Annotated in this window: 12 protein-coding genes; 3 read left to right on the plus strand and 9 right to left on the minus strand. The window is 72.4% G+C overall.

Features of this window, described 5'->3' with window-relative positions; translation table 11 throughout:
• Both ACTWP5_RS22045 and ACTWP5_RS22050 read left to right on the plus strand, forming a co-directional pair.
• Positions 1-1,790, plus strand: a 1,790-nt coding sequence (locus tag ACTWP5_RS22045; RefSeq protein ID WP_443222786.1) for an ABC transporter permease, incomplete at its 5' end; no start/stop codon positions are given.
• 91 nt (positions 1,791-1,881) lie between these two features.
• On the plus strand, positions 1,882-3,255 hold the full coding sequence (locus ACTWP5_RS22050) for a class-II fumarase/aspartase family protein (RefSeq protein ID WP_443222787.1): 1,374 nt from the start codon (positions 1,882-1,884) through the stop codon (positions 3,253-3,255).
• Between the two features lie 89 nt (positions 3,256-3,344).
• On the opposite strand, the gene ACTWP5_RS22055 is transcribed toward ACTWP5_RS22050, so the two are convergent.
• The 9 genes from ACTWP5_RS22055 to ACTWP5_RS22095 all read right to left on the minus strand — a co-directional run bounded on the left by ACTWP5_RS22055 (position 3,345) and on the right by ACTWP5_RS22095 (position 13,454).
• Positions 3,345-3,791, minus strand: a complete 447-nt coding sequence (locus tag ACTWP5_RS22055; protein WP_443222788.1) for a type II toxin-antitoxin system VapC family toxin — start codon at positions 3,789-3,791, stop codon at positions 3,345-3,347.
• Positions 3,781-4,050, minus strand: coding sequence for a type II toxin-antitoxin system Phd/YefM family antitoxin (locus ACTWP5_RS22060; RefSeq protein WP_443222789.1), 270 nt, complete (start codon positions 4,048-4,050; stop codon positions 3,781-3,783). The genes ACTWP5_RS22055 and ACTWP5_RS22060 overlap by 11 nt, the downstream gene beginning before the upstream one ends.
• 334 nt (positions 4,051-4,384) lie before the next feature.
• Positions 4,385-7,270, minus strand: coding sequence for a LamG-like jellyroll fold domain-containing protein (locus ACTWP5_RS22065; RefSeq protein WP_443222790.1), 2,886 nt, complete (start codon positions 7,268-7,270; stop codon positions 4,385-4,387).
• Positions 7,271-7,390: 120 nt separating this feature from the next.
• Positions 7,391-8,230: a hypothetical protein gene (locus tag ACTWP5_RS22070; RefSeq protein ID WP_443222791.1), complete on the minus strand. Its 840-nt coding sequence runs from the start codon at positions 8,228-8,230 to the stop codon at positions 7,391-7,393.
• A 162-nt stretch (positions 8,231-8,392) separates the two neighbouring features.
• On the minus strand, positions 8,393-9,085 hold the full coding sequence (locus ACTWP5_RS22075; RefSeq protein WP_443222792.1) for a glycoside hydrolase family 11 protein: 693 nt from the start codon (positions 9,083-9,085) through the stop codon (positions 8,393-8,395).
• A gap of 427 nt (positions 9,086-9,512) precedes the next feature.
• Positions 9,513-9,998: a hypothetical protein gene (locus ACTWP5_RS22080; protein ID WP_443222793.1), complete on the minus strand. Its 486-nt coding sequence runs from the start codon at positions 9,996-9,998 to the stop codon at positions 9,513-9,515.
• Complete coding sequence (locus ACTWP5_RS22085) at positions 9,995-12,463, minus strand: molybdopterin oxidoreductase family protein (protein WP_443222794.1); 2,469 nt, start codon at positions 12,461-12,463, stop codon at positions 9,995-9,997. Before ACTWP5_RS22085 ends, ACTWP5_RS22080 begins: the two co-directional genes overlap by 4 nt.
• A gap of 137 nt (positions 12,464-12,600) precedes the next feature.
• On the minus strand, positions 12,601-13,035 hold the full coding sequence (locus ACTWP5_RS22090; RefSeq protein WP_443222795.1) for an SRPBCC family protein: 435 nt from the start codon (positions 13,033-13,035) through the stop codon (positions 12,601-12,603).
• Positions 13,036-13,085: 50 nt separating this feature from the next.
• Positions 13,086-13,454, minus strand: coding sequence for a DUF2267 domain-containing protein (locus ACTWP5_RS22095; protein ID WP_443222796.1), 369 nt, complete (start codon positions 13,452-13,454; stop codon positions 13,086-13,088).
• Positions 13,455-13,632: 178 nt separating this feature from the next.
• Here ACTWP5_RS22095 and ACTWP5_RS22100 point away from each other — a divergent pair, with 178 nt between their 5' ends.
• Positions 13,633-15,426 (plus strand): thiamine pyrophosphate-requiring protein, encoded by a 1,794-nt coding sequence (locus ACTWP5_RS22100; protein ID WP_443222797.1) that lies wholly within the window; start codon positions 13,633-13,635, stop codon positions 15,424-15,426.
• Positions 15,427-15,569 lie beyond the last annotated feature (143 nt).

The following is a 15,569-nucleotide window of genomic DNA, read 5'->3' on the forward strand; positions in this document are numbered from 1 at the left end:
CCTCCCCCGCCGCCTCGTCCCCGGCCTTTCCCTCGCAGCCGGCCGCGAAGCGGAGGCGACGCCGTTCGCGCCGGCTGTCCGTGGCGAGCGACCGCTTCGTCTACGTGCTGGCCGCCCCGGTCGTGTTCGTGCTGCTGCTGTTCGTCGTGGTGCCGATGGCCAACACGGCGATCAAGAGCCTCGGCGGCGACGGGATCGGGCCGAACTACCGGTCCTTCCTGTCGGGCACCTCCCGCGAGGCGCTCCTGCTGTCCGTCGGTGTCTCGGTGGGCTCGGTCATCACCTGCGGCCTCGTCGGTACGCTCCTGGCGATCCTGCTCGCGCGCTTCGACTTCCCCGGGCGGCGGGCGCTGGAGATCTTCGCGATCCTGCCGATGGCGCTGCCGCCGCTGATCGGGGCGGTCTCCTTCGTCCTGCTCTACAGCGAGACCGGCATCGTGCCGCGCACCCTGGCGTCCTGGTTCGGCATCGACCCCGGCTCGGTGGCGGTCGGCGGGGTCATGGGCGTGCTGGTGGTGCACACCTTCACGATGTACCCGTTCTTCTACCTGACGGTGCGGGCGGGCCTGGCCGGCCTGGACTCCTCGCTGGAGTCGGCCGCGTCCAACCTGGGGGCGGGCAGGGCACGGGTGTGGGCCACGGTGATCCTGCCGATGCTGACGCCCGCCCTGGTCTCCGGCGCGATGTTGACGTTCATGATGTCGATGGCGTCGTTCACCGCGCCCCAGCTGTACGACGTGCAGACCCTGACGATGCGGATCGTCTCCACCCGCACCTCGGGTGACGACGAGCTCGCCGCGACGCAGGTGACGGTGCTGTCGATCGTGTCGATCCTCTTCCTGGTCTCGATGCGCTGGTACCAGAGCCGGCGCACGCACCACAGCATGTCGCGGGGCGCGCAGCACGACCGGGCGGTCAGCCGTGGCCCCGCCCGCGTCGCGGCCTTCCTCGGCAGCGCGGTGCTGAGCCTGGTCCTGATGGCGCCGATCCTGGTGATCATCCTGGTGTCGTTCTCGGTGGACGGCGCCTGGACCACGCAGGTGCTGCCGCCGGACTACACCTTCGACAACTTCCAACGGATCTTCTCCGAGGAGGACAGCCTGCTGCCGATCTCGGTCAGCGTGCAGATGAGCCTGCTGGCGACGGCCGGCGCGATCCTCATCGGCGCGGCGGCGGCCTGGGTGATCGCCCGCTGGCCGGCGCGGGGCAGGACCCTGCTGGACATCATGATCATGCTGCCCTGGGCGCTGCCCGGCACGGTCATCGGTGTGAACCTCGCCCAGAGCTTCAACGAGGCGCAGGTCTCCAACCTCGGCCTGACGCTGGTGGGCACCCTGCTGATCCTGCCGGTGGCGTACTTCGTCCGGTACGTGCCGCTGGTCTTCCGGTCCACGGCGGCCTCGCTCGACCAGGTCGATCCCTCGCTGGAGGACGCGGCGAGGAACCTGGGCGCCTCCCCGCTGCGGGTGCTGCGGACGGTGACCTTCCCGCTCGTCGCGCGCGGCGTGATCGCGGGCGCGCTGCTGGCCTTCGTGGACGGCGTCGGGGAGTACGTCGCCTCCGTCGTGATCTACCCGGCGGGCTACGCCCCGATCTCGGTGGAGATCTACAACCGGATCTACTCCTCGGAGTTCGGCACCGCCGCCGCGTACGGCACGTTCCAGATCGTGCTGATCTTCCTCGTGCTGACGGTCTCGACGCGGCTGGAGTCGCCTCGGCGCAGGAAGCGGTCGTCCTCGGCGTCCGTCCCGCCCGCCGGCGCCTCCCTGACGGCGGCTCCGACCGGATGAGAGGACGGTGACCGCGCACGCGGCCGAAGCGACCCACACCCACCACTCCCCTCACGATCACCCCCACGAACATCAGGAAGACGGAGCACAGATGACCGGCCGTTTCACGGCAGGACGCGTACCGGCGACGGGGCTGGAGAAGCTGTTCGACACGAACCAGCGGTGGCAGCGGTGGCTGGAGGTGGAGGCGGCGCTGGCCCACTGCCAGGCGGCGGCGGGCATCGTCCCCGCCGAGGCCGCCGACGCCATAGCCGCCGCCTGCCACGTCGACCGGCTGGACCTCAACCGGGTCCGGGCGGACGTCGACCGGATGAGCCACCCGTTGATGCCGCTGATCACGGAGCTCAGCCGGGTGGTGGGCGAGCCGCACGGCGGCTGGGTGCACTGGGGGGCCACCACCCAGAACATCACCCAGACCGGGGACGTCCTGCTGCTGCGGGACGCCCACCGGCTGCTGCTGGACACGCTCGCCCGCGTCCTCGACTCGCTGGCGGCGCTCGCCGAGCGCGGCGCGGAGCTGGTGATGGCCGGGCGCACCCACGGCCAGCACGCCGTGCCGATCACCTTCGGCCTGAAGGTGGCGAGCTGGATCGACGAGACCGAGCGGCACGTCGAGCGGCTGCGGCAGCTTCGGCCACGGCTGGCCGTCGCGCTCCTGGGGGGCGCGGCGGGCACGTTCGCCTCCCTCGGTGACGAGGGGCCCGAGCTCCAGGCGGCGGTGGCGCGGCGCCTGGGGCTGACGGCGATGGCCGTGCCGTCCCGGGCGATCACCGACCACCTCGCGGAGTTCGTGTGCGTCCTCGGGCTGCTGGCCGGCACCTGCGGCCGGCTGGCACGCGACGTCTACCAGCTGATGACGACCGAGCTCGGCGAGGTGGAGGAGCCGGTGCCCGCCGGGACGGTCGGCAGCTCCACCATGCCGCAGAAGCGCAACCCGCAGCTCTCGCAGGACGTGTTGGGCATCACGGCCGAGATCAGGGCGCTGGTGCCGCTGGCGCTGGAGGGGATGCACAGCGAGCACGAGGCGGACCACGCGCCGTCGCTGGTGTTCGAGACGCTGGCGCGCGCCTGCTCCCTCAGCGGTGAGGCGCTCGAACGCGTCGACCTGATCGTCTCGGGCCTGCGGCTGGACCCGCGGCGGATGCGGCGGAACCTGGAGCTGTCCGGCGGCATGATCTCCGCGGAGGCGCTGATGCTGGAGTTGGGGCGGGTGATCGGCCGCCCCGAGGCGCACCACGTCGTGTACGAGGCCGCCCAGGCGGCGGCCGTCGCGGAGGACGGCTCCTTCACCGCCCTGCTGGCCGCCGACCCGCGCGTCTCGGACCGTCTCGACGCGGACACCATCGCCGAACTGCTCCGGCCGGAGCGCCACACGGGGGCGTCGGCGGCCACCGCGCGAGACGCGGCGACGAGGGCACGGACGACGGCCGCGGCGACGCGGACGTGGCTGGCGTCGGCCGGCTGACGGGTGGTGCCTGGCGGCGTGTCCTCCGGGGCACGCCGGCCCGGCCGTGCCGGGACCGGTTCCGGCACGGCACGGAGGGCAGGGCCGGGCTACGGGCGGGGGCGGGTCACGGGGACGACGGTGAGCAGGTGCTCCAGTCCCGCGTAGTCGTTCGGGTTGGTGGTGAAGAGGGGAAGCTCCTCGGCGATGGCGGTCGCGGCGATCATGAGGTCGGCCACTCGGCGCCGGGGCTTGCGCCCGGCACCGATGACACCGGCGCAGACCCTGCCGTAGATGCGGGCCGCCTCGGCGTCGAAGGGAACAGGGTCGAACTCGTTCTCCGCACGCTGGAGGACGTCGAGCCGCTTCGCGCGCTCGGTGTGTTCGTCGTAGTCGTTCTGCTCGTCGTTCCGGCGCACCTCATGAGGGCCGGCGGAGAGCTCCGCCAGGGTGATGGCGCTGATCGCCATCGCGTCGGGCAGCTCTTCGGGGTCGATCCACCTGCGAAGGATCACGATGTTCGTGTCGATCAGTCCCGCCGCGTGCTCACCGGGCATAGGGGTCGTCCGTCTCCTGGACGGCCGTGGCGTCCTGGTCGGCTCGGAAGGACGCGAGAGAGATGTCGGGCGCGGTGCGGGACATCGCCGTGAACTCGGCGCGTGTGACGAAACGCCTCCGCCGACGCAGAGGGATCAGCTCGCCGATCTCGTGCCCGTCGCGGGTGACCGTGAACGACTGCCCTCGCTGGACGGCGTCCATGATCTCCTTCGACCTGTTCCGCAGATCGCGCTGCGTGATCTCAGGCTGCGCTGTCATGCCATCGAGCATACCCAGGCGTTTGCCGTGGTGCTACATGGTGCCATCGCGTGCCACTCCGGCTGGCCGGAGGCGAGTGCCCGCCCACCGCGACGGGCTCGCGTCGCAGCCGCCCGGGCGGGGCCGTCAAGCCCGATCGCCTTGATGGCGAGTCCACGCGGAAGGCGGATGCCGGCCTGCGGCGCTTCGCGTCGTCGCGTGGAGCGGCGATCGACCGCCAGGACCAGAAGCCGCCGCGACGAGTTTCTGTCCTCTCGACGTCTCCGAGAGGAGGGAACCGTCGAACCCCGAACGGGCCCCGGGACCCGACAGCGGGTCCCGGGGTGTGGCTGTCTCAGGAGACCGGGGGGAGCTCCGTGGGTATGCCGTTGAATCGCGAGACCAGATAGCTCACCTGGTCGCGGCTGAGGGGCCCCTGGATGGTCCACACGTCGTCGACCGCTCCCCCCCAGTACTCGCCCCACGCGCCACCGGCGGTGCGGGCCCGGCCGATCTGGAGGGAGTGGGTGGCGGGGAAGGTCGTGACGTTGTGGGCCGACGAGACGTCGCCGCAGTACTGGTCCAGGTCCGGTAGGCAGCTCGCCTCGTAGGGCATGCCGTTGACGTACAGCTGGACGTGCCGGCGGACACCGTCGTAGACGAGGGCGAGATGGTTCCACTCGCGCACGTCGTGGAACCTTCGGTGGGGGGCGGTGACGGGGGTGGCGGTGTCCGTGTCCTGACCGGCGACCACCAGCTGCCACGCGCCGTGGCCGCTCTCCGGGTCGTGTACGTACCGCACGGCGACCGCGTCGCGGTGCTGACCGGTCACACTCAGCACCGTCGTGGGGCCCTCCGGAAGGGCGTCGGCCCGTGCCCAGGCCGTGAGGGAGAAGCTCGTCGAGGTGTCCAGCGGCACCGTGCCGGTGGCCGTCGCCGCGTGGTCGTCGACACCGTCCAGGATCAGCGCGCCGTCGTCGATCCAACCGGGTCCGATCGCGCCGCCGCCGCTCAGGTGGAGGGGCGTGCCGACGGTCGAGGAGTCGGGAGTGGTGGAGCCGGAGGGGTCGGCCTCCTCGAACTGCCAGCGCCCGGTGATGTGCGCGGGCTGTTGGGAGAGCTGCCGCAGCTCGTCCGCCGTGGCGATGCGGTCGAAGGTCCGCAGCTCGTCGATCTGGCCGGTGAGCGCGCCGACGGTCGTGCCGTCGGGGCCGTCGGCGGCGCCGATCGTCAGCCGGCCCGGTGCCGTCCAGCGGCCGGTGAAGGACTCGGTCGCCACCAGCTCGCCGTTGACGTAGAGCCTGATCTGCCGCCGGTCGATGTCGTGGACACCGGCCACGTGCGTCCAGGCCCCGAGCCTGGCCGCGGCGCAGTCCGGCTCCTCGGCCGTGCAGGGCGACTCGCTGGCCTCCACCAGCGAGGCGTCGTCGCCGTCCGTCGTCCAGCGGCGCAGGGTCCAGCCGCGGCCGTCCGAGGCGTGGAGCAGGGAGAACCCCCAGGTGGTGGTGGCGCTCTGCGCGGCGACCACCATGTCCTGGTTGGGCTTGTCGTCGGGGAGCCTCACCCAGGCGGCGACCGTGAAGGACTGGTAGGTGTCGAGGACGGGCTGCGTGGTGGCCGCGAAGCCGCCGCCCGAGGTGAACGAGGCCGCGTTGCCCCGGAACCCCGCGTCGCCGAACGTCACCTCGCCCTGCGCGTGGGCGGGCACCGGCTGGACGTGGCCGGCCACGGTGGTGGCGTCGGCGCCCTCGTCGAAGGACCAGACCGCCACGGCCGGGCGGCCGCCGGTGGTGATCAGCTCGTGGGTGTGGAGGCCGGCGACCTGGGCCTCGGTCAGGCCGTGGTCGTAGAAGTGGACCTCGTCCAGCTCCCCGGTGAAGAACTCCTCCGCGGTCTGCCCTGTCAGCGCGGCGCCCAGCGCGACCGGCCCACGGGCTTCCCAGCCGTCGGCGAACGGGGCGGCCCCGACCGGCTGCCCGTTGACGTAGAGAAGGAGCTGGCCGCCACCGGTCCGCTTGTAGACCCCCACGACGTGCGTCCACTCGCCGAGCGCCGCCGGCTGGCCCTGCCCGGCGGCCGTCACCTCGGCGTCGCCGGCGTCGGACGCGGTGCGGGAGAAGGACCAGCCGCCGTCGGGGTCGACCGCCAGGCGGAAGCCGTTGCCCGTCTTGCCGGCCTGGGAGACCGCGGTGGCCGTGGACGCCACGCCGCCCTCGGGCAGCCGGGCCCAGAGGGAGACCGAGAAGCTCCTGGAGGTGTCGAGCACCGGCGCCCGGGTCACGGCGTGGCCGCTCTCCCCGTCCAACCGGAGGCCGCCGCCGAGCACGCCGCCTCCCCCGGGCGCCGCGTCACCGGTGAGGGTCGCGTCCCAGGGCTCGCCCTGGCCGAGGGCGCTGCTCGCGTCCGCGTCCTCGTCGAGGGTCCAGGCCATGCGTTCCGCCGTGCCCGACTGCACGTAGAAGTGGTACGTGCGCTCCGGCGACGCGTTGCCCGCCGCGTCGAACGCCTGGGCGGTCAGCACGTAACTACCCGGCTCCGGGGGCACGAGCCGGACCGTGCGGGCCGCACCGTTGGACGTGGCGATCTCGTCGCCGGCCGCGGGGCCCTCGTTGAGGCCGAAGCGGTACCGGGTCACGTCCGCGTCGGGGCTGTCGAAGGTGAACGAACCGTACTTGCCCACGCCGTCGTGCCAGGGGTCCAGCGGATTCGCCGGGTTTGCCTCCGGGTACTCGGGCGAGACGATGCTGGGAGCGGCCGGGGGGTCGGCGTCGTAGTAGACGGTGCACCGCGTGGCCGAGCCGGCTCCCGACCAGGGGGAGTACTGGCCGCCGTCGAAGGCGCGCGCCTCCCACTGCACGCGCACACCGGACGGGGCGGCGGGAAACCGCACGGAGAAGCTGGAGCCCGACGCCTTCTCGTCGGTCAGCCCCGACCGCCAGCGCACGACGTGGCCCTGCCCGTCGCCCGTGTCCCAGAACGCGCGGAACTCGACACTCACCCGGTCGCCGTCGGGGTCGACGACGTCGTGGGCGTGGACGAGCCCCTGCGAACGCGCCATGGCCGGGTCGGTGGGGGGCGCGCACGGCCCGCCGTAGTCCAGCGCCAGCTGACTGGCGAGGAGCTGGGGCGGCGGGAGCGAGGCCCGCGTGGCCGCCACCGCCCCGGACGTGCCCGCGCCGAACAGGCCGGCCGTCAGCACCAGCGCCAGGCCACACACCACCCCGCCACGCAGTGTCGCCACTGCCCCTCCCTCGTAGCTCCACAATCAGCACACGTTCGTGTCGCTTGCGAAGATCGTAAGTTCGGGACGCCCGCCGGTCTACGGTCACATTTCGGCCATCCCCGGCGCGCGTGAGGGCCGTCAGGACCCGATGCTCGTTCCCGGGCCGAAGGGGTTGTGTTCGGGGGCGAGCGTGTCGATGTCGACGACCTGGTCGGCGGGGGGTGGGGTGACGGGGACGGGGTCGCCGTAGTCGGTCCACTCGGAGGTGACGGTGACCCTCTCGCCGTCCTCCGACGTCATCTCGCCGTTGGCCGTGAGGAGGAGGGGCTCGTTCTCCGCCGCGATGAGGACCGTGAGGGTGGAGGTCCCGAGTTCGTTCGTCTCCTCCAGGAGGACGGTGACGGCGGGCTGTCCGTCGTGCGTCGTGTCCTCGCCCATGCGGAAGCGGTACTCGCTGTCGGGACTGCCGGCGTCGAGGACGCCGAGGGAGACGTCGCAGCCGAAGCTCTCCTCCTGGAAGCCGGGGTGGCTGGCGTCGCCGTGCACGTAGTGGTCGGCGTAGGTGTCGAGGGTCTCGCGGCCGCCTTCGGTGAGCAGCCAGGAGGTGTCCGGGGGTCGGATCCACGCCTCGTCGCCGATCTGCACGAACTCGGCGACGCCGAGTTGGGCGAGGTCCAGGGTGGCGGCGCAGGCGTCGCCGTTGCGGACGACCTCCGAGTGGATGGCGCGGCCCTGCGACTCCATGGTGCCGGTGGCTCGCGCCGCCGTGACCTCCGCGACCGCGTCCTGGGCCCGGCGGACCCACTCCTCCGCCGTCGCCTCGGAGTCCGTCTCCCCCGTGGTCGGTGTCTCGCTGGGCCGTGCCGACGGTTCGGTGCGGCCCTCGGTCGGGCGTGGGTCGCTGTCTGTCGACGCGCAGCCGGCCAGCGTCAGCAGTGCGACGCCGACGAGGCCCGTGCCTCGCACACGATGCTTCACGATCTCCCCTGATCGAAAAAGGAGATCATCCTACAGTGGCGCGAGAGTGCTGATGGTGTGAAGCCGCGGTGAGCGCGGTGGTGGGCCTCTCGCTGCGCCCTCCGGGCCCTGACGGCAGGGGCCCGGAGGGCGGTCGGTGTGGGAGGGCCGAGCGGGCGGGGGTCAGCTCATCCAGATGTTGGAGTAGCCGCTGCTCTGGTAGCCCTCGGTCGCGAGGATCATGTAGTAGTTGAAGCTGCCGAGGCTCATGCCGGCGCGGGACCAGGCGTCGAAGTGGGTGCCGGTGTTGATGGAGCCGCTGCTCCGCCTGCCCGTGTTGACGCTCCAGTACTGCGGGAACGTCTTGGTGCCCTCGACGGACGGGGCGTTGTACCGCATCGTGCGGTAGATGTCGTAGGTGGCGCCGTTGCTGGAGACCCTGCCGCGGTGCTCGCCCGTGGGCCGGTAGGTGCCGTAGGTGTCCACGATGTAGTACTCGACGAGCGGGTTCGAGGTCCAGCCGTAGAGGCACAGGTAGCTGTTGCCGGAGGGGCTGTAGTTGCCCGACCAGTTGACGGTTCTGCGGCTGCCGTTGCTCCAGCCCTTGCCGCAGACGAAGTTGCCGGTGTTTCTCCAGTTGACCGTGTAGTTGCCGCCCGAGCCGAGGGCCATCGAGCAGGTGCCTGGCGCGTCGGTCCAGAACGAGTAGAAGTACCCGCCGTGGTTGCCCGTCTGGTTGTTGGTGATGGTCTGGGCCTGGGCGGTGCCGGGCAGGGCCAGGGCGCCGGCGCCGCCGAGCAGCAGGGCGCCGGCGCCACCGAACAGCAGACTCCGGCGGTTCACGGAGTGGGGGGTCGTGTTCTCTTGCTCGTGCATGCTTCCTCCTCGTGATGGCTGGCGGAGGCCAGGCAGCGTGACGTGGCCCGTTCGGGCCTGTTGCTGGGAGAGCAGTGCTGACCGCACGTCGGCGTCGTCCAACGCCGGGGCGGTTGATGCGGTCGTGCGGCCAACGACCGGATGACCAGGTCCTGTTGGTCGACCCGGACCGACAGCGGGTGGGGCGTCTGTCGATGCCCTGAAGTGTGGAGCTGAGGCGATGGAGTGTCAACGGTTTCCGCAAAGATTCCGGAAGATGTGGAGGTGTGTGGAGGCGGCGAGGTGGTTCGTGAAGGGCGCCATCGGGGCTGGTCACTGTCGTGCCGCTGCGATCGGACGCGGGGCCGTTGGGTGAGGGCTCTGCGCGAAGATCACGACCGCGGGCCCGTCAGGCTGAAAAACTTCCGGAATCCTTCCGGATCATGGGTCAGGTGCTGATCAGGATCTGGGGGGAGGACTCCCTGAGCTTGGCCCTGGCCCACTGCATCTGGCGCACGGTGTCCGGCTCACAGCGACGCGCCAGGGCCAGGAGCTCGGTGTCCTTCGTGCCCTGGGCGGCCTGGGCGACCATGTCCCAGTCGGCCACCACCCCGGCGGCCTCGACGTAGATCCGTCGCAGGTCACGCAGGACCAGCAGGGCCACCTCGCCGCGACGGCCGGCGAGCACGCTGCCCTTCTCCCTCAGCCGCCCCGCCAGGGCCGGCTCGCCGGCCGGTTCGGCGTCCAGCGCGACGCCGAACCGGTCCCCGACGTCGGCGATCTCGCGCACGTGCCGCTGCGACCAGCCGGCGAGGTCCCGGGCGAGATAGTGGATGTCGTGGTCGGCCCGGTGCCGCTCCGAGACGTGGAACAGCTGGGTGACGAGGGCGTTCTCGCTGTGGTGCAGCTCCCGCAGGAGCAGGCCGATCCTCACGCCTCCCCACCCCCCGTCGGCGACGACTCCTCGGCGCCGCCCGCCGGCCCACCCCGCGTGGCCGGCACGCCCGGGGTCAGGGGCGCGGACGCCGTCGTCGTCGGTGCGGGAGCCGGGCCCCGGCCGGCCGCGAGGCGCTGGATCCGGGCCGCCGCCGTCTTGTAGAGGGGCTGCTTGGAGGCCGGATCCCAGTCGGTGAGCGTCAGTTCGTTGGCCGCCCGGCCCTCCCCGTCGCCGTCCGGCCCGCTGCCGGAGGGCCGGTCCCAGTAGCCGTAGTGGAAGGGCAGGAACACCACCCCGTCGCGGATGTCGCAGACGCGCGCCGCGGCCCGGACGGAGCCGCGGCGCGTGGTCACCTCGACCAGGTCCCCCTCGGCGATGCCGTGGGCCGCGGCGTCGGCCTCCGAGACCTCCACCCACACCTCCGGTGCGGCGGCCTCAAGCTGCGGGGCCCGCGCGGTCTTGGTGCGGGTGTGGAAGTGGTACAGCGTCCGGCCGGTGATCAGGACGAGGGGATGGTCGTCGTCGGGCGGCTCGTGTGGCGGGAGGTACGGCGCGGCCTTGATCACGGCCCTGCCCTCCGGGTTCAGCGCGCGGTACGCCTCCGGCTCCCACGGCGCGCCCGTCACCAGGTCCCGGCCGTAGCTCTCGCACTCGGCGGGCGCGGCGAAGAACCGGCCGTCGGCGTAGAGCCGTTCGGTGCCGTCGGGGTGCGCGTCGTCGCAGGGCCACTGGATGCCGCTGTCGCCGCGCAGCCGGTCGTAGGTGATGCCGGTGTAGTCGCAGGGCCGGCCGCGGGAGCACTCCTTCCACGCCTCGAAGGCGGACTCGGCGTCGTGCCACCCGACGAGCGGGTCTCCGTCCCGGTCCCGCAGGTCCATCCGGCGGGCGTAGTCCAGGAAGACGTCCAGGTCGGGGCGGGCGTCGCCGGGGGGCTCCACGGCCTTCTCCGACAGGTGGACGGTGCGGTCCGCGTTGGTGAAGGTCCCCGTCTTCTCGCCCCAGGTGGCCGCCGGCAGCACCACGTCCGCGAGCTGCGCCGTCTCCGACAGGAAGGGGTCCTGGACGACCAGCAGGAGTCGTTCCTGGGACAGGATCGAGCGCACCCGGGCGAGTTCGGGCAGGGAGACGGCGGGGTTGGTGCCCGTGACCCACAGCATGCGGACGGAGCCCTCCTCGACGTACCGCATCAGCTGCATGACGTGGGTGGGCGGCGCGTAGTGCGGGATCTGGAGGGGTTCGACGTTCCACACGCGGGCCAGGTCCGCGACGTGGTCCTCGTTGTGCCAGTTGCGGAAGCCGGGGAGGTCGCCGTCGGCGCCGCACTCGCGGGTGTTCTGCGCGGTCGGCTGACCGTTCATCTGGAGGATGCCGCATCCCGGGCGGCCGAGCATGCCGCGCACCAGGTGCACGTTGTTGACCTGCACGGCGGCGGCGGTGGCCTGATGGGACTGGTAGAAGCCCTGGAGGACGGTGGACAGCAGCCGCCGGGAGGTGCCGAGGAGGTGGGCGGCCTCGCGAAGGCGCGCGGCCGGCACGTCGCAGATCTCCGCGGCCCGCTCCGGCGGGAAGTCCCTGACCTGGGCGGCGAGCTCGTCGAAGCCGACGGTGTGGCGCGCCACGTAGTCGTGGTCCACCCAGTCGTCGTGGGCGAGGATCTCGTGCAGCAGCCCGTTCATCAACGCCATGTTGGTGCCGGGGCGGGGCGCCAGGTGGACCGTGGCGGCCCGCGCGACGGGCGTGGAACGCGGGTCGACGCAGACGACGGCGGGCGGGTTGGGGCCGGCGAGCCGGTCGAGCACGCGGGCCCACAGCACGGTCTGCGTCTCGGCCATGTTGTGGCCGAACAGGGCGATGGTGTCGGCGTGGTCGATGTCGGCGTAGGAGCCGGGCTGGCCGTCGCAGGCGAAGGACTCCTTCAGGGCCGCCGCGGCGGTGGCCGTGCACAGCCGCGTGTTGCCGTCGAGGTGGTTGGTGCCGAGGCCGCCGTGGGCGATGACCGCGAGGGTGTAGTACTCCTCCAGGAAGAGCTGGCCGGTGGTGTAGAAGCCGAGCGCGCTCGGGCCCTGCTCCTCCAGCAGCTCCCGGGTCCTCGCGACGATCCGGTCCATCGCCGTGTCCCACGACGCCGGCACCAGCTCGCCGCCCTCGCGGACGAGCGGCTCGGTCAGGCGGTCGGGCGAGGCGCCCGCCTGCCAGCCGAAGAGGTCCTTCGGGCCCAGCCGGCCGTGGTTGACGCGGTCCGTCGCCCGACCCCGCACGCCGACGATCCGGGAGCCGCGGACGGCGATGTCCATGGCGTCCCCGTTGGAGTGCAGGATCGACGCGGAGCGCACCCAGCGGTCGACGTCCTCCTCGTGGACGCCGTCCTCCAGGTGGGTGTCCACGCGCACGGGCCACGCCTGTCCGGCGGCGTAGGGCGTGCGCGTTCCCCACGGCTCGGCGATCCGGTCGACCCGCGTCATCGGGTGCCTCCTGGCGTCGGGCTGTCGATCGAGTAGGGCTGAGGGCTCGGGTGGCTCGGGTGGCTCGGGTGGCGTCGGGCTTGGGCGGGCGGGGCACGGGCGGGGCGGACTGGGCGGACTGGGCGGCCTGGGCGGCGTCAGGGCTCCTCGACGGCGCGGGCGAGGCGCCGCAGCATCTGCCGGTGGCGCAGCTGGAGCGCCGCGTCGACGGCACGGTTGTGCAGCCAGCCGACGGCGCCGGTCAGCGGGTGCTCGTCCACGATCACGAGCGTGTCGTCGCCCCAGGGCAGCATCCTGATGCTGATCCGCGCGCTGCCGAGCCGGGGAGCCCGCGCCTCCAGTTCGAGCAGCCTGCGCGGCTCGCAGCCGCGGACCACGGTCGTGCCCTCGGCCCTGCCCCGGGGGCCCGTCCTGACGGAGTAGCGCAACGTCGAGCCGACCTCCGGCCACGCGCCGGCCGCCAGCTCGGTGTCCTCGGTGCCCACGACCCACCGCGCGTAGCTGTCCGGGTCGGACAGCACGGACCACACCCGCTCGGGCGGGCGTCGGATCAGGATCGGTCTGACCGCCACGGCTTCCATCCCGTCTCTCGTCGCGTCTCTCGTCCCGTTCTCTCGTCGCCTCAGGCCAGCTCGGAGTAGCCGAAGAGCTCGGCGTACCCGGAGGGGAGCTGGCTGAGCAGCTTGTTCATCTCGCCGCCGGCGACCTGGTCGGCCAGCACGGAGAACACCACCCGGGTGTGCGTCAGGGCGGCGTCCTCGTCCTCTCCCGTGTACGCGGCGACGTGGTGGACGAACTCCCCCACCCCCCAGCCGCGCCCCTCGCCGTCCGGTGCGTTCCGCAGCACCTCGTCCAACGGGCTCGGCAGCTGGTCCGCCAGGTGCTCGCCCGAGCGGTGGGGGAGCCGTTCGCCGAGCGTCGTGAGGACGGCCTCGACGACCCGCTGGGCGTCCGCCGAGGGGTAGCCGCCCCGCTCACGCACGGTCGACATGAATTCTCCGTAAGCCATGACCGGCTCTCTTCCCGACTGTGTCCCGACTGACAGCTTCGTCCCGACTGACAGCTTCGTCCGCTCCGGGTACCCCTCCTCACGGGGAGAAACGTCGTGGCGGGGGCGCGGGAGGAGCCGGGGCGGGTTTTCGGCTCAGTGAGGCGGTTACTCGGGCGCCATGACGGACAACACCGCCGACTTCGTTCTCTCCCGACTCCGTGAGTGGGGCGTCGAGTACGTCTTCGGCTACCCCGGCGACGGCATCAACGGCCTGCTCGCGGCCTGGCAGCGCGCGGACAACCGCCCGCGTTTCGTCCAGGCGCGGCACGAGGAGATGTCGGCGTTCGCGGCGGCCGGATACGCCAAGTTCAGCGGCCGGGTCGGGGTGTGCGCCGCCACCTCCGGCCCTGGCGCGATCCACCTGCTCAACGGCCTCTACGACGCGAAACTCGACCACGTCCCCGTCGTGGCGCTGCTGGGCCAGACCCACCGCAGCGCCATGGGCGGCGCCTACCAGCAGGAGGTCGACCTCCACACGCTCTTCAAGGACGTGGCCTCCGACTTCCTGGAGACCGTCACCGTCCCCCAGCAGCTGCCCAACGTGCTCGACCGCGCCCTGCGCACCGCCTACGCGCGCCGGGCCCCCACCGCCGTGATCATCCCCGAGGACGTGCAGGAGCTGGACTACGAGCCGCCGGGCCACGAGTTCCGGATGGTGCCCTCCAGCCTCGACCACAGCGACTTCTCCCTCGCACCCACCGACGAGGCGCTGCACCGGGCCGCCGAGGTCCTCAACAGCGGCGAGCGCGTGGCGATGCTGGTGGGCCAGGGCGCGGCCGGCGCGCGCCCCGAGGTGGAGCGGACCGCCGACCTCCTCGGCGCCGGCGTCGCCAAGGCGCTGCTCGGCCTCGACGTGCTGCCCGACGAGCTGCCCTACGTCACCGGCGCCATCGGGCTGCTCGGCACCCGCCCCTCCTACGAGCTGATGCGGGACTGCGACACCCTGCTGACGATCGGCTCCAACTTCCCCTACGGCCAGTACCTGCCGGACTTCGAGCAGGCGCGGGCTGTCCAGATCGACATCGACCCCCACATGGTCGGCCTGCGCTACCCGTACGAGGTCAACCTCGTCGGCGACGCCGCCGCCACGCTGCGCCGCCTGGCGCCGATGCTGCAACGGAAGAAGCGGCGGACCTGGCAGGAGGGCGTCGTGGCGTCGGTGGAGCGCTGGCACGAGGTGCTGGCGCGGCGCGCGGAGATGGACGGCGACCCGATCAACCCCGAGTACGTGGCCCACGTGCTCGACCCGCTGCTGCCCGAGGACGCGATGCTGACGGCCGACTCCGGCTCGGTCGCCACCTGGTACGCCCGCCACCTGCGGATGCGCGGCACCATGCGCGGCTCGATCTCCGGGACGCTCGCCAGCATGGGCTGTGGCGTGCCGTACGCCGTGGGCGCGAAGTTCGCCCACCCGGACCGGCCGGTGGTCGCGCTGGTCGGCGACGGCGCCATGCAGATGAACGGGCTGGCCGAGCTGATCACCGTCGCCAAGTACTGGCAGGAGTGGAGCGACCCGCGGTTCGTGGTCGCGGTGTGGAACAACCAGGACCTCAACCAGGTGACCTGGGAGATGCGGGCGATGGGCGGCTCCCCCCAGTTCCTGCCCTCGCAGCGCATCCCCGACGTGCGGTACGCCGACTTCGCCCGCACGCTGGGCCTGAACGCCATCCGGGTGGAGAAGCCCGAGCAGGTGGAGGCGGCCTGGCGGGAGGCGATGGCGGCGCGCGAGCCGGCGGTGGTGGAGTTCCTGACCGACCCGGCGGTGCCGCCGATACCGCCGCACGCCAGCTGGAAGCAGATCGAGTCCACGGCCGCCGCGATCCTCAAGGGCGACACCGAGGCCGGCGGGGCGGTGCGCCACGGCCTGCGGGCGATGGTGCAGGACATGCTGCCGGGCCGGAAGCACCGGTGAGGAGCCCGGCGGAGGACGGGCCGAGGCCAGCAGCCCGGCAGAGGACCGGCCGAGGCCGGAAGCCCGGCGGAAGGCGGGCCAGGGCCAGGAGCCGGCAGCACAGCCACAGCAGGACAAGGACCGGGAAACAGGAAGGAAAGAGG

Origin of the sequence: Streptomyces sp. 4N509B, from assembly GCF_052245655.1 — a bacterium.
Taxonomy (GTDB): domain Bacteria; phylum Actinomycetota; class Actinomycetes; order Streptomycetales; family Streptomycetaceae; genus Streptomyces.